The sequence below is a fragment of the Gelidibacter sp. F63206 genome (assembly GCF_023015735.1).
Genome location: NZ_JALKAU010000084.1, coordinates 1 through 18,122 on the forward strand (window position 1 = coordinate 1; position 18,122 = coordinate 18,122).

Here is an 18,122-nt window from a genome sequence, read left to right on the forward strand (position 1 = left end):
TTCCAACCATTCGGACCGCCATCCCCAATTAAATAGAGCGATACTTTTTTGAACGTTATGGTATTATCAATGGTATTGATTTTTATTTTATATCTGCCCTTTGTTGCTTCTGTAATGAGCCATTTATTGTCAACATCACATCCTGCATTTTGCTCTACAGGACCGCTTATCAAATCCTGATTGTCAACAGATGGTCTATACCATTCGCCGCACCAATCACCCAATGGACCAGCAAATATTTTGAAATTACCTGGGGCAAAAGTGCCTTCATAAATAAACTCAATGGGATTATTTTCATTTTGTATAAATGCCACAGGCGAATCCACATTCCAACCACTTTCTGAGGCATCACCAACAATCCAAAGCATTGGGAAAGCAGGTTCATCAGGGTCTACAGGCACGTAAGTCTCAATTGTAATTGTTTTGTTCAAAAGATCCAAGGTCAATCTATAGTTGTCTTCTGTTTCAATGCTCCATTGTAAATCATCTCCACTGCCACCTTCGTTGTAAATGATTTTGCCATCATCCGTCTCATCTTTAGTGTAGAAATCTTGACACCAACAACCGTCCTGACTTACTGCAAATTTGAAATTGCCTGGTTTTAGCACGCCCTCATAGACAAACACGCCTCTTTGGGTCGTTGATGCACTTAATTCCGTGGCACTGCCAATATTCCACCCATTTGGAGTGGCATCTCCAACAATATACAGGTGTTGGGTTATAGGTTTAAAAGTTGTGGCTGTAAAATTGACTGTGGCAATCTGGGTAGGCACAGATTCGTTCGAAACGTTTGCCGTTATCATTGCCGTTAAATCATAAGTCTGATCTGGTTCCAATCCATTGTCCAATAGTAATTTGTTGAGATTTCCGTAATTAGTGTTGAATGAATAAGTGTTTTGAACATCGGAAACCAGTGTAGCAATCGGATTTGAAAAATCTCCAGTTACATGGTCTACTTGGAGCGTATATTTTATTGCGGCACCGGTATTTTGATTCGTTCCGGTGGACCAATTGAGGTCTATGGCAGCATCAAAAAGCAATTCCTTCAGGACAATTTCACTATCGGAAATAGAAATTCCCAAAGTATCCTGAGTGTCAAATGAAGAGTCTACCAAATCATCATTACAAGACGAGAGGAACAGCATTAGTAATGATAACACGCCAATGGTGATCGTTTTAATGTTATTAAATGTTTTCATAATTCAAAATGTTTAGTATCCAGGATTTTGAGTAAGATTGGGATTTCTGTCGATTTCAATCTGAGGTATTGGAAACAAAAGATGCTTTTGTGCGGCATTGTTCTTTCCAATCGAATGAAGAAAGTCCAACCCATATTGTCCATTGTTTACCCGTATTAAATCAAACCATCTTTGACCTTCAAATGCCAATTCAAGACGGCGCTCCTTGAGTACAGCTTCCCTAAATTGTGCTTGGCTCAATCCTAAAGGTATATCATTGAGTCCCGCTCTGTTTCTAATACGATTGAGATATATTTCTGCATCGCTTGTCTGTCCCAGTTCATTTAGAGCTTCAGCCTTCATCAACAGAACATCGGCATATCTTAGGACAGGGAAATTCATAGGGCTGTTGTCGTAACTTGGCACAACGCTTATTGGCACTAAAAATTTACGCACATTATAACCTGTATAGGAATAACTGGCCTGGTAGGGAAGTCCGTCAAAATTTGGTCCGCCTTCATATAAAACGGTCACATCTTTTCTTTTGTCATTAGGTTCATATTGATTCATGAATTCTTGTGTAGGCTGATTCCATCCATAACCGCCTCCAACAAAATTGGCGCCTCTAGGTCCCATAAATGGACTTGTCCAAGAGGCTTGATTTTCGTTGTCCCAAAAACCGTAACCACCATCAGAAGCGTATTGAACCTCGAAAATGGATTCTTGTGAATTTTCATTTTCTATATTAAAATTATCGTAATAATTGGGGTTCAAGGCATACCCAAGACCTTCCACCTGCGTGATCATGTCGACTGCTTCCTGGTAGTTGCCGAGCGTCAGGTGCACTTTTGCCAAAAGACCATAAGCAGCCCCCTTGGATGCTCTTCCAAGGTCCTGGGTCCCAAATGCCGATTTTGGTGGCAATAATTGGGTCGCATTTTTTAGGTCGGAGAGAATTAAATCGTAAACCTCACTTACCGGCGATCTTGAAGGGAATAAATCATCATCAGAACTTAATGGGGTTGTAGTTAATGGAACATCTCCAAAATAACGTGCCAAAATAAAATAATAATGTGCTCTTAAGAAATAAGCCTCACCCATGGATCTATCTTTTGTGTTTTCATCAATGTCAAGCGTTGGTGCGGATTTTAACACAATATTGGTCATCAATATTCCTGGCCATGGCCCTCGCCATAAATCCAGTACTCCGGCATTATCGGGCTGAACCGTAAAGTTTGACATGTTCTGGGTTTCAATGCCATCAGTGCCTCCTCCTGCACCAACAATGCTGTTGCCTGCCATAATATCAGAAGTCCACATTCTTAGATTATAAAGTTTTGGCCATTGTAACGGTTGATACGCACCGTTAACAACAGTGACCAATTCTTCTGCTGTTTTTGGATAATTCTTTGTGTTAATGGTATCCAATGGTTGCTTGTCTAAAAAGTCATCAGTGCAACTACTTAAAAAAAGGATGGCCATTGCGGCTATAAAATATGTTGTGTTTTTCATGATTCTAATTTTTTTAAAAACCTAAAGTCGCTCCTAAGGTGAATGTTTTGGTTATTGGATAGATGTTATTGTCAATACCGTTTGGTCCTACCTCGGGATCAAATCCTGAATAGTTCGTAATAGTGAATAAATTTTGTCCGGAAACATAAAGTTTTATGGAGCTGAAAGGTGTGTTTTTAAACTTTTCCAAGGGTAGGGTATAGGCTAAATTCACATTTTTAAGTCTCAAATAGGAACCATCCTCGATATACCTTGTGGATTGTCTGTTATTATTGTTTGGGTCACCAAACACTGCCCGTGGTACAGAATTGCTTGTTCCCGAACCATTCCAACGATTTAGTACCTCGGTGGACTGATTGGTAGTGACCGACATGTTTTCCGTGTACAGACGATTGGCATTAAAAATGTCATTTCCATAAACGCCTTGGAAGAAAATACTCAAGTCAAAGTCACCAATGCTGAATGTATTGTTCAATGAATAATTGAACTTTGGGTTTGGATTGCCAATAAAGGTTCTGTCATTGTCATTAATGACACCATCACTATTCAAATCCTTAAACCTGATGTCTCCTGGGGAAGTACTGGAAGCAGGATCACTTCCCGGAACTTGTACGGCATGGTTATTTACTTCTTCTTGGGTCTGAAAAATTCCGTCCTGTACAAAACCGTAAAAAACATTGATCGGTTGTCCTGGTTGGATTCTGCCCAATGTATAATTCAATCCAATGCTTCCTGTAGTCAGAGGGGTATTGCTATTAATGTCGATCACTTCATTTTTGTTGTACGCGAAGACCAAATCTGTCGACCATTTAAATTTGTCAGTACTCATATTATGTGTGGTAAGGAGCAGTTCAATACCTTGATTCCTGATTTGACCAGCGTTGATAAAGGGTACATAAATATCCGAATACCCAGAAGTCACCGGGACGGTTTGAGGCACTAACATATCTTCAGTGTTTTTCACGTAGCCATCTAGGGTGACATCCATAAACCTGTTGAATAGTGAGGCGTCTATTCCAATATTGAATTGTTTCTGAGACTCCCATTTTACATTTGAATTTGGTAATACGGTGGGAACGGCGGCAGTCACGAAAACACCATTGAAATTGTATAAGTTGGTATTGTAGGCCGAAGCGAATGAATAATTGCCAATATTTTGATTGCCCGTCACACCATAACCGATTCTTAACTTTAGATCGTTGATGATTTTGGACTCTTGAAGAAATGCTTCTTCAGAAACCCTCCAAGCTGCCGATGCTGATGGGAACGTTCCATATTTATTGCCACTTCCAAAGCGTGATGAACCATCCCGTCTAATGGTTGCTGTGATATAATATTTCTTTTTATAATCATATTGTCCTCTCGCAAAATAGGAGAAGATAGACCATTCTGATCCGCTTCCATTAATGGTGGGTTGCAACAGTCCGTTATTTAGGGTTTGAGTGCTTTCACTTGGAAATCCCTGGACGGAACCACTAATGAATTTAAACTGGTTTTCCTGTGCACTTGTACCGATAACAGCGGTTATGGAACCTCCATTATCAAATTCTTTATTGAAGGTCAATGTGTTATCCCAAACCAAGGTCAAGCTTTTATTGGAAGATTCTGATAAATAAGCGTTTGGAGCTACGTCAGAATCCCAGCTATAGGAAGGGGACCAAGTCCTGGTATCCCAAAAATTGGCTTCTACTCCTAACAAAGTTTTAAACTTCAAATACTTTAAAAGTCCCAATTCTCCATAGACATTCCCTTGGAGGTTGTATCCTTTAATCGTGTTCTTGACAATATTTGACTTTCCGATCGGATTTTCAATATCTCCTGAATAAATGGGCTGACCTATAGGCCCTGAATAATTTCCGTTTTCACGATAAATAGGTTGGGTGGGTAACGACAAAATGGCATTTTGTATGTTATTGTCACCGTTGTTCTTGATATCGTAATTTAATTTCAAACTGTTTCCAAATTTGATATGTTTATTGATTTGTGTGTCTGAATTAAATTGTAGGATATACCGTGTGTATTCTGAATTGATAATAATACCGTCCTGATCAAAAACATTTAATGAGGTGAAAACATTGGATTTGTCATTTCCCTGTGCGTAGGAAAGGGTCACATTGTTTTGACGTCCTGTAGTAAAAAAGGAATCCAACCAATCCGTTCCCTTCCCCAAAGAAGATGGATCAGAAAAGTTGGGATTGGGTGTAAAGCCACCGTTTATTAGCATTTCGTTGCTTAATGTTGCAAATTGTTCCGCATTTAAAACGTCAATGACATTGGTGGCCTGCTGAAAGCTCGTAAAAACATCAATGTCGATCGTCCCCTTGCCTTTTTTACCTCGTTTCGTACTGATGATGATAACCCCATTTGAACCTCTGGCACCGTAAATGGCCGTCGCAGAGGCATCCTTTAAAACCTGGAACGATTCTACATCTTTCATGTTGACCTGGTTTAAGCCTCCATTCAACGGCATTCCATCAACGACTATTAAAGGGTCGTTGTTGCCTATAGTCCCAGTACCTCTAATCCTGAATGTGGGATTATTTCCAGGCTGTCCAGAAGTTATTACTGTAACTCCTGCGGCTCTTCCCTGAATGGCATCACCAATATTGGAGGAAGGTTGACTTACAATGTCATCCACGGAGACCGATGAAACAGACCCCGTCAAATCCCGTTGTTTAGATTCGCCATAACCGATGATGACCACTTCATCCAACGCAGATATATCTGGCGTCATTTGGACCGTAATGAAGTCTTTGGTTGCCTTAATGGTCTGTGTAGTATATCCAACATAGCTGATTTCTATCACTGACTGAAAACTTCCTACAGATATTTCAAACTCACCATCAAAGTTGGAGGTCACACCATTCGATGTGCCAAGCTCTAAAACTGTAGCTCCCATTAAAGGCGTACTGAATTCATCAATTACTTTACCTGACATTCTAATTTCTTGTGAAACCATTACTAACGGCATCAGAAAGATAAGAATAAAGATGTTGTGACTGTAGCTGCCTTGATTACGTTTTAAAATTGATTTGTTCATGTCAAGAATTAGTTAAGTTAATTGGGATGCTTCCTTAATTAAAAGACATTCCGATTAACCCAAAGTAACAAAAATTTTAATCTCAAAAGGAGCTGCTAAATTTTCATCTAGATATATACACAATAAATATAGATGTTGTTGGCTTTAATTGTCTATGAATCAGAGTGGTAATTGAATATGGTGATGATAATCCATATAGATATTTAAAAGCTTTAAATTTGAAAAAATGCTAATTTCTTGTCGAATGTTTAGGGTTTTTAGACTTTAATTGTAGTATTGTCAATGAGTTTTTGATCAAAATCCTCATTTTTAACGATAGACATATTTCTAATTTTGGACTTATAGGCATAAATGGAATTGACGGAATATCCTAGAATCTGCGCGATTTTGTCATTGTGTTTTACACCTAATCGGATCAACGCGAAAATTCTCAATTCCTTATTTAGAATTTGCCCTTCTTTTAATTGAATTTGATTTTCTGGCTTTATAAGACTGTTGAATTCTACGATATAATTGGGAAAGAGTTCTATGAATGCTGTATCAAAATTCTGTAATAGTTTCTCTTTTTCCTTTTTTAGATCGTATCGGGACAACTGATAACTTGCTTTTTTGTATTCTTCCAATTCAAGGCTTTTTTCGATATCCGAAGTGAGATCATTAAATTTCTCAAATATGTTGTCATATTCCGTAAAGAAAAATCCTAAATAATCTTCTTTGATTTTGTTGGCTTCCGAAAGACGGTAATTGACCTTTTCAATCTCTAGACTGCGTTTTTTCAATTGCTTGTTAACAATTAGCAGTTGTGCGTGTGTTTCCTTTAGTTTGGTATGTGCTTTTGAAATCACACCACGTGCTTTTTGGAGTTTTTTGTACTGTATAAAAATTATGGACGAAAATAGAATCATGATCACCAAAAAAACCACAACGCCTATATACTGCCAATAGAGACGTTTTCGCTCCATCTCGATATTTTTTACAATTTCATCCTCAATTAACGGAAGTACGGCCCCTACTTGAAGCTTCCTTTGTTGGGCACCATAGAATTTGGCATCTTGATAAGCTTTTTGAATTAGGGATGAGGCAGGTTCTATTTTTTTATTTAGAAACAATAATTCTGAAAGCTTGATGATGGCCAAGGATTCTTTGGTCGAGTTTTTTACATCTGAGATTGCTGCTTTTGCATAATGATATTCTGCTAGATCATCCAAATGCTGTCTTTGGTATATTTCTCCCAAAACATAATTGGTCAATGCTCTTTCTCCCAAATCTAAATCTTTAGTGAGTAGTAATTTTAAATTTTTGATAGCAGAATTGAACTCCCTATCACTGAAATCATTATAAGCCACCATAAACACATTGAAGAAAGTGCCTTTTTCTGTGAGATTTACAGTTTCTTCCCTATAATAACGAGCATACTCGTTATACTTTTTACTAAAATCAGGGAGCCCACTATATTCCGCCATGTCACTGTAGCATCTACCATATAGACCATAGTATATTGGTTTATCGATATCTCTAACGTAATCGACATTTATCTTTTGTAGAAAATCCAAAGCTTCTTTGTACATGCCTACAGAAATAGCGATATCTGACATGTTTAAATAGGCTTTGCTTATTAATAGGGAATCATTTAGTTTAAAAGCTATTTCCTGAGCTTTTAATCCATAGTAATACGCTGAATCACTTTTAAAAACCTTGTATTGATCAAATAGTTGGCTATTCAGATTAAACTTCTCGGTTAAATTATCGTGGCTTAATTGCTCTAACTGATCTTTTAGCCTCTTTAGGGTTTTGCGTTTGTTTTGATCGTAAAAGTGGGAGGAATCGAGGGTTTGCTGTAATTCGTTGATTATAGAATTGTTTTGAGCATGGGCGACATTTATAGTATAAAAATTAAGTAATGCTATAAATGATAGTTGTGAAAATATTATAAAAAACGTTTTCAAATTTATTCTTTTAGTCATTAAATTGAGAGGATCTGCAGTTATTAGTTTTGAATTATGCCTTACTATTTGGTGCAATGATAATCTAATGTAATTAATTCATTATAAACTAGCAAGGGGATAATTCTTATGGGGTCATTGTGTAGACTGTTGGTTTGGTATTGATTTCCCCAAAGATTTTTAAAATACATGGTTCTGTACCCCTTATATTGATGTCTTTTGATAATGCCCAATTGGGGAACTGACTATCATTCTATGGTCCAAGTGATTCGTTTGGGTTTGAGACAGAAATCAAGAAAAAGTGGACCTATTTCCCATTTCCAATGTGATATTGAATTCCTTTTTTAGACCTATCCAGGACCATAATTATTTGTCATATACGCTCAGCCCATTGCCACTTCATTCCGCAAATGCTCCATTTCGGGCAAAGCGCTTCCCTTAACATCTTGGACCCTATCCCCAATTTCTACTTTCCATTTCGCTAACCCGGTCCGCTGCGCAGGATCCGGACGCTTCATTCCCAATCCGAAATCGTGAATAGCGTCCGCCAGATCGGACTTCCAATTTTCATTTGGTGCCGCTTTTCATGTTTTGGCACTTCCCAAACCTCTTTTAGATTCACATCCGCACCCTCACTGTCCCTCTCTTTTTTTTGATGGCAAAATACCAACATTTGGAACTTGACCGGACTGCATAAACCAGGCTCGTGCCTCGCACTTTTTTATAAGTCCTCTACAATTCCAAATGTTGAAAATGTATCGGCAACAAAAAAAAGGTAACAGCGAGGGCGCTATGGGAAGTAAATCTAAAATGAATCTTATGAAATCGTACAAAAACATCAAAAGAAAAGCGGCACCAAAACAAAACAACCAGCCTGCCGGCAGGCAGGAAGGAAAACGCTCAAGATATAATAAGTAAATCATTTCAAAAACATATTAAGACAAACGGTCTGAAGGGTTCAGACGGTATTTTTAGTAACCTACCTGTCAACAGACGGGTCTATAATTCTTTTTTATTATGAGCACTTTAAAAAATCATGTACAGTTAATTGGAAATGTTGGTTAGGAACCGACCATGGCAATTCTTGAAAGCGGAAAAAACATCTCAGTTTTCATGGGGCACATAAATATATAATATGCTTTTGACTGAATAATTTTAAAAATTTAGAATATATAGTATTAGTTATGGATAACAGTTTATTATTATCATTAGTGTGTTCGGCCTAAATTTGTATGAATTCAAAATATATTTATTGGATTTCAAAGAGTATGTTAGATAATGTAGACAATTCATTGGATTTAGGCATACTCAGAATAATCAGTTTAAGAAAAAATTTATTTTTTGCATAAAGACTTACAAATAAGTAAGCATCAAGTAAATTAAAAAGATTGGAAAAATGATAACAGGAAGAAACTATATTGGAAATAGGTTAAAATCTAGTGGCACTATAACGCATAAAACTATAAATCCAAAGCTTAATGTTCAAAATCCTACTGCATTTTATGAAGCGACTTCTGATGAAGTTGATGAGGCTGTTGAATTGGCTTGGAGTGCTTTTAAAATCTATAGAAAGATTTCAGGGGCGAAAAGAGCGGTATTTTTAAATGCTATTGCAGATGAGATTATTGCACTAGATCAAGAATTATTGGATTCTTATATGATAGAATCTGGATTGCCTGAAGGTAGAGCTATTGGTGAAAGAGGAAGAACTGTATTTCAATTGCGCTCATTTGCCGACTTAGTCGGACACGATGATTGGAGAGAAAATACAATTGACAAAGCAATGCCAGAAAGGACCCCAATGCCTAAAGATGATTTAAGACGTACATTAATTCCAATAGGCCCTGTAGTAGTTTTTGCCGCAAGCAACTTTCCTTTGGCGTTTTCTACAGCAGGTGGAGATACCGCAAGTGCATTAGCTGCCGGATGTCCAGTTATTGTTAAAGCACACGCGATGCATTCCGGCACAGCTGAGTTAGTGGCTTCGGCCATTATTAAAGCGGCGGACAAAACTGGAATGCCAAATGGGGTCTTTTCAAATATTATGGGTCGCGGAAGAACAGTAGGTGTTAAATTGGTAAAGCACGATAAGGTCAAAGCAGTTGGCTTTACGGGAAGTATTTCTGGAGGCAGGGCACTTTTTGATATTGCCTCCCAACGTAAAGAGCCTATTCCTGTTTTTGCAGAGATGGGAAGTATCAATCCAGTGGTCATCACAGCAAAAGCGATAGAAAACAGATCAGAAGCCGTTGCAACATCTTTTGCTAATTCTATTACTACCGGGGCGGGACAATTTTGTACCAAACCGGGGTTGTTATTAACCGTTGAAGGCGATAAAACGGAACAATTCATAAAAGATTTAGCTAAAAAAACAATAGCTATCGATCCACAATATATGTTGCATCCAGATATAAAGCAGGCATTTGTTGAAAATGTAAATATTGTGTCTTCTCAGGCAGGGGCAGAGGTTGTTGGAAAAGTTGAAGGAGCAATTGATGTTAACGAAGCTCCCTCACAGATCACAAGTGTTTCTGGGGAAGCGTTTTTGGCAAATCCTAAATTGCATGTTGAAGCTTTTGGGCCATTTGCATTAGTGGTTCGAGCTAAGGACCAAGAGGAACTGATCGAAATTATAAACGGATTGGACGGGCAATTGACGGGGACCATTATTGCCGAAAAAGAAGACCATCCTGATCTTTTCGAGGTTGTTGACGCACTTGAAAATAGAGTCGGACGGATCATTTTTAATGGCGTTCCAACAGGGGTTGAGGTTTGTCCGTCAATGCAGCACGGAGGTCCTTATCCAGCATCAACCGATTCAAGATTTACTTCGGTGGGAACCAATGCCATAAAAAGATGGGTCCGACCAGTTAGTTATCAATCTTTTCCTAACGAGTTATTACCAACCTCCTTAAAACGATAGTGGTTTAGCGGTGAGGGGTGTTGATTAACTAAATATTCTGAGTTGTAACTACCAAAACCACCACGGACTATAACAATAACATTTTACCCTAATTAAGTTAATAGAGCAATGAGTAGAAGCAGATTTGTTTGTATTGACGCACACACATGTGGCAATCCAGTAAGAGTAGTTAAACAAGGTGGTCCTCACTTAATTGGGGAGACTATGAGTGATAAACGGCAGCATTTCCTAAAAGAATACGATTGGATTCGTAAAGGATTGATGTTTGAACCACGTGGTCATGATATGATGAGCGGTAGTATCCTTTATCCGCCACACAATCCAAATAACGATTTTGCTATTTTGTTTATTGAGACCTCTGGGTGTTTACCCATGTGTGGACATGGTACAATAGGCACTATAACCATAGCTATTGAAGAGGGTTTGATAACACCGAAAGTTCCAGGGAGAATTAAAATGGAAGCTCCTGCTGGTTTAGTTGAAATTGAATACGAAAAAACAGGTGACAAGGTGGATTGGGTACGTTTGACAAATGTTGAAAGTTTTTTGGCTGCTGAAGGTTTGACCGTTGAATGTCCCGAACTAGGTGTGTTAACATTTGATGTGGCTTATGGAGGGAACTATTATGCAATTATAGATCCACAACAAAATTTTTCTGGAGTACAGGATTTTACTGCTGGTAAGTTGATTCAATATTCTCAAATATTGAGAGATAAAATCAACCAGAAATATCGGGATATGTTTGTGCATCCCGAAAATGATACGATCAGAAATGTATCACATATTCTATGGACGGGAAAACCAACACATCCAAATTCGACCGCTAAAAACGCCGTTTTTTATGGTGATAAAGCTATTGATAGGAGTCCTTGTGGCACAGGTACTTCTGCTGTTATGGCCCAACGCTATGCAAAAGGAAGGTTAAAAAAAGGAGAAGAGTTCATTCACGAAAGTTTTATTGGAAGTCAATTTGTTGGGCAGGTAGTTGAGGAGACTACTTTGGATGGAAAACTGGCTATCGTTCCTAGCATACAGGGCTGGGCAAAAGTGTTTGGATACAATACCATTATAATTGATGAGGAAGACCCTTATGCGTTTGGATTTCAGGTTATTTAATATGTAGATAAAATGAATAAATATTTATAATCCTTAATAGAAAAATGATTTTTGGGTTTAAATTTAGAATAAATGAACAAGGAAATAATAATTATTGGAGGTGGAATTATTGGTTTGTGTTCTGCTTATTACCTTCAAAAGGAAGGTCATAAAGTCTTAATTATAGATCAATCAAATTTAGACTCAGGAGCTTCTTATGTAAATGCCGGTTTTTTGTCTCCAAGCCATATCATTCCCTTATCTGCTCCAGGGGTAATGAAACAAGGTATTAAATGGATGTTTGATAAATCCAGCCCATTATATATAAAGCCACGATTTGATATTGATTTTATGAAATGGACTTTGGCGTTCAATAAATCCTGTACGGCTAAACATGTTAAAAAATCCATTCCCATAATTAGAGATATTACCATGTTAAGCCAAGAGCTATATAGAGACATAAAACAGGATGAAAGTTTTCAATTCCATTATGAAAGCAAAGGGTTGTTGATGTTGTGTCAATCAGAAAAGATGCTTGAAGAAGAAATAAAAATAGCAGATTTAGGAAGACAACATGGTTTGGAAGCTTCGGAAATTAGTATAAAGGATTTGAAAAAACTTGAACCTAATGTTTCTATAAATGTGAAGGGCGCAACTTATTATAAATGTGACTCCCATATGACTCCGCAGGACTTTATGGGAGAAATGAAATCTTATTTGAAAGGATCTGGAGTTGAATTTCTCACAAATGAAAAAGTGAATGATATTGAAATGATAAATGGACATGTCACATTTATTAAGACAAACAGAAAAGAATATCGGGCGGACGAGTTCGTTCTGGCAGCAGGATCTTGGAGTTCATTATTGAGTAAAAAACTCAACCTACAATTGTTATTGCAGGCAGGAAAAGGGTATCGTATCAATATGGCACAAGAAACGGGTATATCTATACCAGCTATCCTATCTGAAGCAAAAGTAGCGGTTACACCGATGAATGGGTTTACGCGTTTTGCAGGAACCATGGAAATAGCTGGAATTAATCATGACATTAATGAAGCACGAGTAGAGGCCATTGCCAATGCAGTTACCAGATTTTATCCTGAAATCACAATAAATCAAAAAGATAAAAATAATGTACAAGCTGGGTTGCGTCCGGTCTCACCCGATGGTTTGCCATATATAGGAAGGTCAAAAAAGTGTTTTAACTTGACTATTGCAACAGGGCATGCCATGATGGGTTGGGGGATGGGTTCTGCTACTGGTAAGTTGGTTTCAGAGGTGATTTCAAATAAAAGTACTTCATTAAATATTGACGCATTCAATCCAGATAGAAAATTTTGAGAATTAAGCCGTCGTAATCCGGTTTTGGTAATGGCTACTGGATGGTTTTATAATAACTTGACTACCAGCTAATCTTAAATAATCCCAAAGAAATTAGGCTCTTTTTTTTCTAAAATCAGAGGGCGTATTTTTTTTAATTTCTTTAAACTGCCTATTAAAATTGGATATATTTTTAAATCCTGATTCATAGGCTATTTCAGCGATGTTAAGTTTGTTTTTTGATAGTAATAATTTAGTGGCATGTTCTACCCGTAATTCTGTTAAAAACTGAAAATACGTTTTATTGGTCCGTTTCTTAAAGTATTTACAGAATGCATTTTTGGTCATGTTTGCCTTCTCAGAAACCGCCTCCAAAGTGATGTTGGTGTGGAAATTACTCATCGTGAATTCAAAAATGTTACGCATTCTATTTCCTTCAGTATCTGAATATTGTTTTTCATAGATAAAGGAGGATAAGCTTTTGTATTCACATGTAGATGCCATTTTTAATAATTTCAACAAAATTAAGAACTGATCCAGTTTTTTGGACGCTTTTAACTTTAAAAATAATCTGATCATTTCATCTTTGTCTGAAGTTGCTTTAAAGCCGTGCGTTGCCCTTATAAAGAACGGTTGTAGAGACTTTGTCTCTTCCAATTCGAAAAACCTATCCCCAAAGGATTTTTTGGTAAAAAATAAACTCAACATTTCGGATTTTTCATGAACGCTGGTGTCACTTTTAAGAATATGTGGCAGATAGCTTCCAATAATTAGAATGTCATTGGGTTTATAATAATTGACAGTATCGCCAACAATTAAGGTACCCTCGCCTTTCATAATATAGCTCATCTGGATCTCTTCGTGTTGATGTAATTGATCATAAAATGAAGTTCCTATATCTTCTTGATAAACCAAAGCATCATGTTCTGGTTTTGGTATTTTAAATGGAAGTACTTTCATGACGTTTTAATTTAAATGAAATTTTTGAATAAGGTTATTTGTATAATATGGGGTTGTCGTGATTGGCGTCAAAGCTACGGTTGTTCATGGTTTAGTTGAGAGTTGCTGATAATAATACTCAAAAATAGCATAATTTATTGCATATAGGGCAATATAGTATTAATACTTGATAAATAACAGCTATAACCCCTCACCTTTCTTAATTAGCTTTGGTATTTAATATTAACACTAATAAAAACTAAAATTTATGAGCGTAAAATGGGAAGGCATTATGCCAGCAGTCACAACAAAATTTAATGATGATGATACCTTAGATTTTGCAATGTTTGAAACCAATCTTAAAGCACAACTTGATGCTGGTGTTCACGGTATTGTTTTGGGAGGTACATTAGGTGAAGCAAGTACTTTAACAGAAGTAGAGAAACGTAGTTTGACAAAAACTACAGTGGACATGGTTAAAGGAAAAGTGCCCGTCATGATAACGCTGGCGGAACAGTCCACCAAAGCTGCGGTTAAGGCTGCAAATATGGCGGAAGAAGACGGAGCATCCGGCCTTATGATGTTGCCTCCAATGCGATATAAATCTACGGATAGAGAAACCTTGGAATTTTTTAACTCGGTGGCTAAAAACACGTCTTTACCAATAATGGTGTACAATAATCCGGTGGATTATAAAATAGAGATTACCCATAAAATGTTTGATGAGTTATTAAAACATGATAATATAGAGGCGGTAAAAGAATCGACACGAAATACGATGAATATCACCAGAATAAAAAATCGTTTTGGTGATCGATTAAAGATTATGACCGGAGTGGACACCATCGCTTTTGAGAGCATGGTTTTAGGAGCTGACGGTTGGGTAGCAGGTTTGGTCTGTGCATTTCCAGCAGAAACAGTCGCGATGTACGAATTGATTAAAGCGGGACGTATTAAGGAAGCATTGGACATTCATAGATGGTTTATGCCGTTATTTGAATTGGATATTGTTCCCGAATTGGTGCAAAACATAAAACTGGCTGAGGTCTATACAGGTCTCGGTACTGAAAATGTACGGGCACCACGCCTTCCGCTTATTGGAGAGGAAAGGAAATATGCTATAAAAACAATTGAGAATAGTCTAAAAACCAGACCTACTTTACCAGATTACAAAAACTTATAGCAGTACTGTATGACATCCAATATTCATCATTTATAATTAAATAGGATGAATAGGATGAAGATGAGAATCTCAATAACTAATAGATTTTAGTTATTGAGATTTCTTTGCTTTTAATTTTACGAGTTTTGAGCATACCTGTTTAAATAATTGCGAAAGCCTTTTTATGGGCATATAGATTTATATGGTGGCGTCTATTCATCATAGAAAAACAATATAATAACCCTTAAACCCTTGAAGTTTATGAAAAATATAGTTCAAATTGATGCAGATTTTGTAGAAAAAAACACAGATTTCTCAAATTTAATTGCTGACCTGGAAAAAATGTTTGCAAACAAGGAGCTTTTGGTTCCAATGCGGCATCATCATGATTTCCCTAACCCGGAAGTTGGAATGGAATCCACTCTATTGTTAATGCCAGCATGGAATCCAGGGAAGGAAGCCGGAGTGAAAATAGCGACGGTCAGTCCAGCAAATGGCAAATTCGATTTACCTGCCATTCAGGCCATTTATATTTATTTGGATGCCTTAAAGGGCTCCATAAAAGCGATCATTGAAGCTAAAAGTTTAACGGTAAAACGTACGGCTGCTGCATCGGCCTTAGCTTCCAAATTCCTGAGCAGAAAAAACTCCAAATCACTGTTAATGATTGGAACTGGAGCGTTATCTCCAAACCTGATTAAGGCTCATGCAAGTGTAAGACCCATAGAACAAGTTTTTGTTTGGGGCCGGAACTTTGATAAAGCGAAGGCCATTTGCGAGGCATTGAGTGGAGAAAAATTCGAAATAACCCCTATAAAGAATATTGAAGATAAAATTAGCGAAGTCGATATCATTTCTTCCGCGACCCTTTCACCAACACCGCTTGTTTTGGGCAAGTACTTAGGACCGGGTCAACATGTCGATTTGGTTGGGGCCTATCGTCCAGATATGCGAGAGGCTGATGATGATGCCATAAGAAAATCGGAAGTGTTTGTCGATACTTATGCGGGTGGGTTAAAAGAAAGTGGTGATATCGTTATCCCACTAAAGACCGGCGTATTGACGGAAAAAGATATAAAAGCAGACTTATTTTCAATGGCCACCAAAAAACATTCAGGTAGAAGCGACGACGCGCACATCACTTTATTTAAATCTGTAGGGCATGCCTTGGAAGATTTGGCAGCTGCTTCCCATTATTATAATTTGTTTGAAAAATGAAGAGGATTGCGAGACTCGACTACTCGTAGAGTAAAGTTATATAATTAAGTTTCGTTTTAAATCGGGGCATCGTAAAAATTGTGGATCAGGTTTTATTTTCGAGTCCACTTCCAAAGATTGGAAAAAGTCTAAATCAATAGGTTATAAAGTAAATTTTGACTTATTAGAAATGAGGTCGAGTGGAAGTTGAAGAAGAGTCAGGTGGAAATAGTAATTCTAAAATATTCGTAACATCGGTTTTTTATGTCTATCGTAGGCTTAGTTTTTACACTGGTAATTGGAAGGGGTTCTCTTTTTTAATTTTTTAAATTTTCTATTGAAATTAGAGATAGAATTGAATCCTGATTTGTAGGAAATCTGTGCAATAGAGATGTCAGGGTTGCTTCTCAAAAGCTGACAAGCATATTCTATTCTTAGTTCAATTAGATAATTAAAGAATGTTTTGTTCGTTCTTTGTTTAAAAAATCGACAAAAAGCATTTGGAGTCATGTAAACCAATTGGGAAACCTGCTCTAAAGTGATGTCATATTGGAAGTTGTTCATTACGTAGTCAAAAATAGTTTCCATTCTTTGGCTGTTATCGTGTGAAACTTGCTTTGGATGACAGGGATTTAATAACATATAAGTCTTACAATTACATATGTTTTTTATGATTTTAAGAAATAATATGTATCTTGAAAATTTATCTGCATTAGGGATTTTTAACATTAATGTTCCTGAAATGTCATTATTTGGCTGCAGTTTAAATCCAGATTCACCCTTATGAAAAAATTGATGTATCGTTTCTAGTTCGGGAATTTCATTGAAATATGTTCCAAAGGTTTGTTTTGTAAAAAACAGTGATATCATGTGTAAGGAATCATCCTTCTCTTTCAAACTTTTAAACTGATGTGGAATATTACTTCCAATTACAAAAATGTCACCATTTGAATACGGGTGACTACTGTCGGAGATAATGAGTTTTCCCTGGCCCTGGTTTATATATGCTATTTGAATTTCCTCATGTTGATGAAATTGATTGTAGAACGTATGGCCTCGATCTACTTGTACGATCAAGTTTTCGTTAAGAGTTTTCGGAATTTTAAATGGAAATACTTTCATTTAATGAAAGTAAAAAATAATTGTAATAATTCCATAATGGAATGTTATCCAAAGGTTATACTATATAATTAGAATTAAGCTTTACTGGGTTTTTTAAAGTTTCTCAAAGGAGTTGTTGTAGTGGATTCCCATATATAAATTAGAAGTTATGTAAAACCAATCTTGGTAAAATAAGTACTTTAATAGTTTTTTGATAATGGGAATGAAACAAATTATTAATATGAAATTGTGCTCCCATTCCATGATTTTAATTAGATTCCTTACGCTTCCAAAGAACTCTGAATTTTTACATTATTTTTATTAAAAGAGATTTCGCAAAAGCATTTTCCTAGGGCTTTTAGTACTTGGTCAAAGTTCAAACAATAAATCGTGGAAGGTGTATTAATTTTTTCTTTCAATAATCTCTCATATACCCTAAAGTCCTATGTTTTGCTTTGATTGAGCACGTATGCTGCTTAGGGGAAGCCCTCAACTGTAATTTCCTGCAAGAAGCTTCTGGATTGGGCTATTTCTGAATTGTATTCATTAATGAACACATTCTTTTCTTCCCAGTAAAAAAATATCTTATCTCTTGATAGGTAATTGATGCCAAAATCTAATAACCTGAGTTCGATTAAAAAAGGACGAGTTGATCTGTTTTTACGGTATGATATTTAATACTTGGCTTTTTTGGCAAGAAACTATAGGCTAT

12 protein-coding genes are annotated in these 18,122 nt (G+C 36.8%); 6 read left to right on the forward strand and 6 right to left on the reverse strand.

The window, feature by feature from the left end:
* From MWU32_RS04740 to MWU32_RS04755, 4 genes are all read right to left on the reverse strand, one after another.
* On the reverse strand, positions 1 to 1,199 hold a 1,199-nt coding region (locus tag MWU32_RS04740), incomplete at its 3' end, for a SusF/SusE family outer membrane protein (protein WP_246938188.1).
* Positions 1,200 to 1,211: 12 nt separating this feature from the next.
* The gene (locus MWU32_RS04745; protein ID WP_246938208.1) at positions 1,212 to 2,690 is read right to left on the reverse strand and encodes a RagB/SusD family nutrient uptake outer membrane protein; all 1,479 of its coding nucleotides are present in this window, start codon (positions 2,688 to 2,690) and stop codon (positions 1,212 to 1,214) included.
* Between the two features lie 13 nt (positions 2,691 to 2,703).
* A complete protein-coding gene (locus MWU32_RS04750) occupies positions 2,704 to 5,730 on the reverse strand; it encodes a SusC/RagA family TonB-linked outer membrane protein (protein ID WP_246938209.1) in 3,027 nt (1,008 codons plus the stop codon).
* 257 nt (positions 5,731 to 5,987) lie between these two features.
* The gene (locus tag MWU32_RS04755) at positions 5,988 to 7,676 is read right to left on the reverse strand and encodes a DUF6377 domain-containing protein (protein ID WP_246938210.1); all 1,689 of its coding nucleotides are present in this window, start codon (positions 7,674 to 7,676) and stop codon (positions 5,988 to 5,990) included.
* A gap of 750 nt (positions 7,677 to 8,426) precedes the next feature.
* Here MWU32_RS04755 and MWU32_RS04760 point away from each other — a divergent pair.
* From MWU32_RS04760 to MWU32_RS04775, 4 genes are all read left to right on the forward strand, one after another.
* Entirely contained in the window at positions 8,427 to 8,591 is a 165-nt protein-coding gene (locus tag MWU32_RS04760) for a hypothetical protein (RefSeq protein WP_246938211.1), read from the forward strand.
* Between the two features lie 478 nt (positions 8,592 to 9,069).
* Entirely contained in the window at positions 9,070 to 10,596 is a 1,527-nt protein-coding gene (locus tag MWU32_RS04765; RefSeq protein WP_246938212.1) for an aldehyde dehydrogenase (NADP(+)), read from the forward strand.
* Between the two features lie 108 nt (positions 10,597 to 10,704).
* Positions 10,705 to 11,712 carry a 4-hydroxyproline epimerase gene (locus tag MWU32_RS04770; RefSeq protein ID WP_246938213.1) on the forward strand — a complete coding sequence of 336 codons (1,008 nt, stop codon included), beginning with the start codon at positions 10,705 to 10,707 and terminating at the stop codon, positions 11,710 to 11,712.
* Positions 11,713 to 11,784: 72 nt separating this feature from the next.
* Positions 11,785 to 13,032: an NAD(P)/FAD-dependent oxidoreductase gene (locus tag MWU32_RS04775; protein ID WP_246938214.1), complete on the forward strand. Its 1,248-nt coding sequence runs from the start codon at positions 11,785 to 11,787 to the stop codon at positions 13,030 to 13,032.
* Positions 13,033 to 13,125: 93 nt separating this feature from the next.
* On the opposite strand, the gene MWU32_RS04780 is transcribed toward MWU32_RS04775, so the two are convergent.
* Complete coding sequence (locus tag MWU32_RS04780) at positions 13,126 to 13,971, reverse strand: AraC family transcriptional regulator (RefSeq protein ID WP_246938215.1); 846 nt, start codon at positions 13,969 to 13,971, stop codon at positions 13,126 to 13,128.
* A gap of 247 nt (positions 13,972 to 14,218) precedes the next feature.
* Here MWU32_RS04780 and MWU32_RS04785 point away from each other — a divergent pair, with 247 nt between their 5' ends.
* Both MWU32_RS04785 and MWU32_RS04790 read left to right on the forward strand, forming a co-directional pair.
* Complete coding sequence (locus MWU32_RS04785; protein ID WP_246938216.1) at positions 14,219 to 15,133, forward strand: dihydrodipicolinate synthase family protein; 915 nt, start codon at positions 14,219 to 14,221, stop codon at positions 15,131 to 15,133.
* A gap of 240 nt (positions 15,134 to 15,373) precedes the next feature.
* The gene (locus MWU32_RS04790) at positions 15,374 to 16,330 is read left to right on the forward strand and encodes an ornithine cyclodeaminase family protein (RefSeq protein WP_246938217.1); all 957 of its coding nucleotides are present in this window, start codon (positions 15,374 to 15,376) and stop codon (positions 16,328 to 16,330) included.
* 258 nt (positions 16,331 to 16,588) lie between these two features.
* Here the strand turns inward: MWU32_RS04790 and MWU32_RS04795 are convergent, their stop codons facing one another.
* On the reverse strand, positions 16,589 to 17,431 hold the full coding sequence (locus MWU32_RS04795; protein WP_246938218.1) for an AraC family transcriptional regulator: 843 nt from the start codon (positions 17,429 to 17,431) through the stop codon (positions 16,589 to 16,591).
* Positions 17,432 to 18,122: the final 691 nt, after the last annotated feature.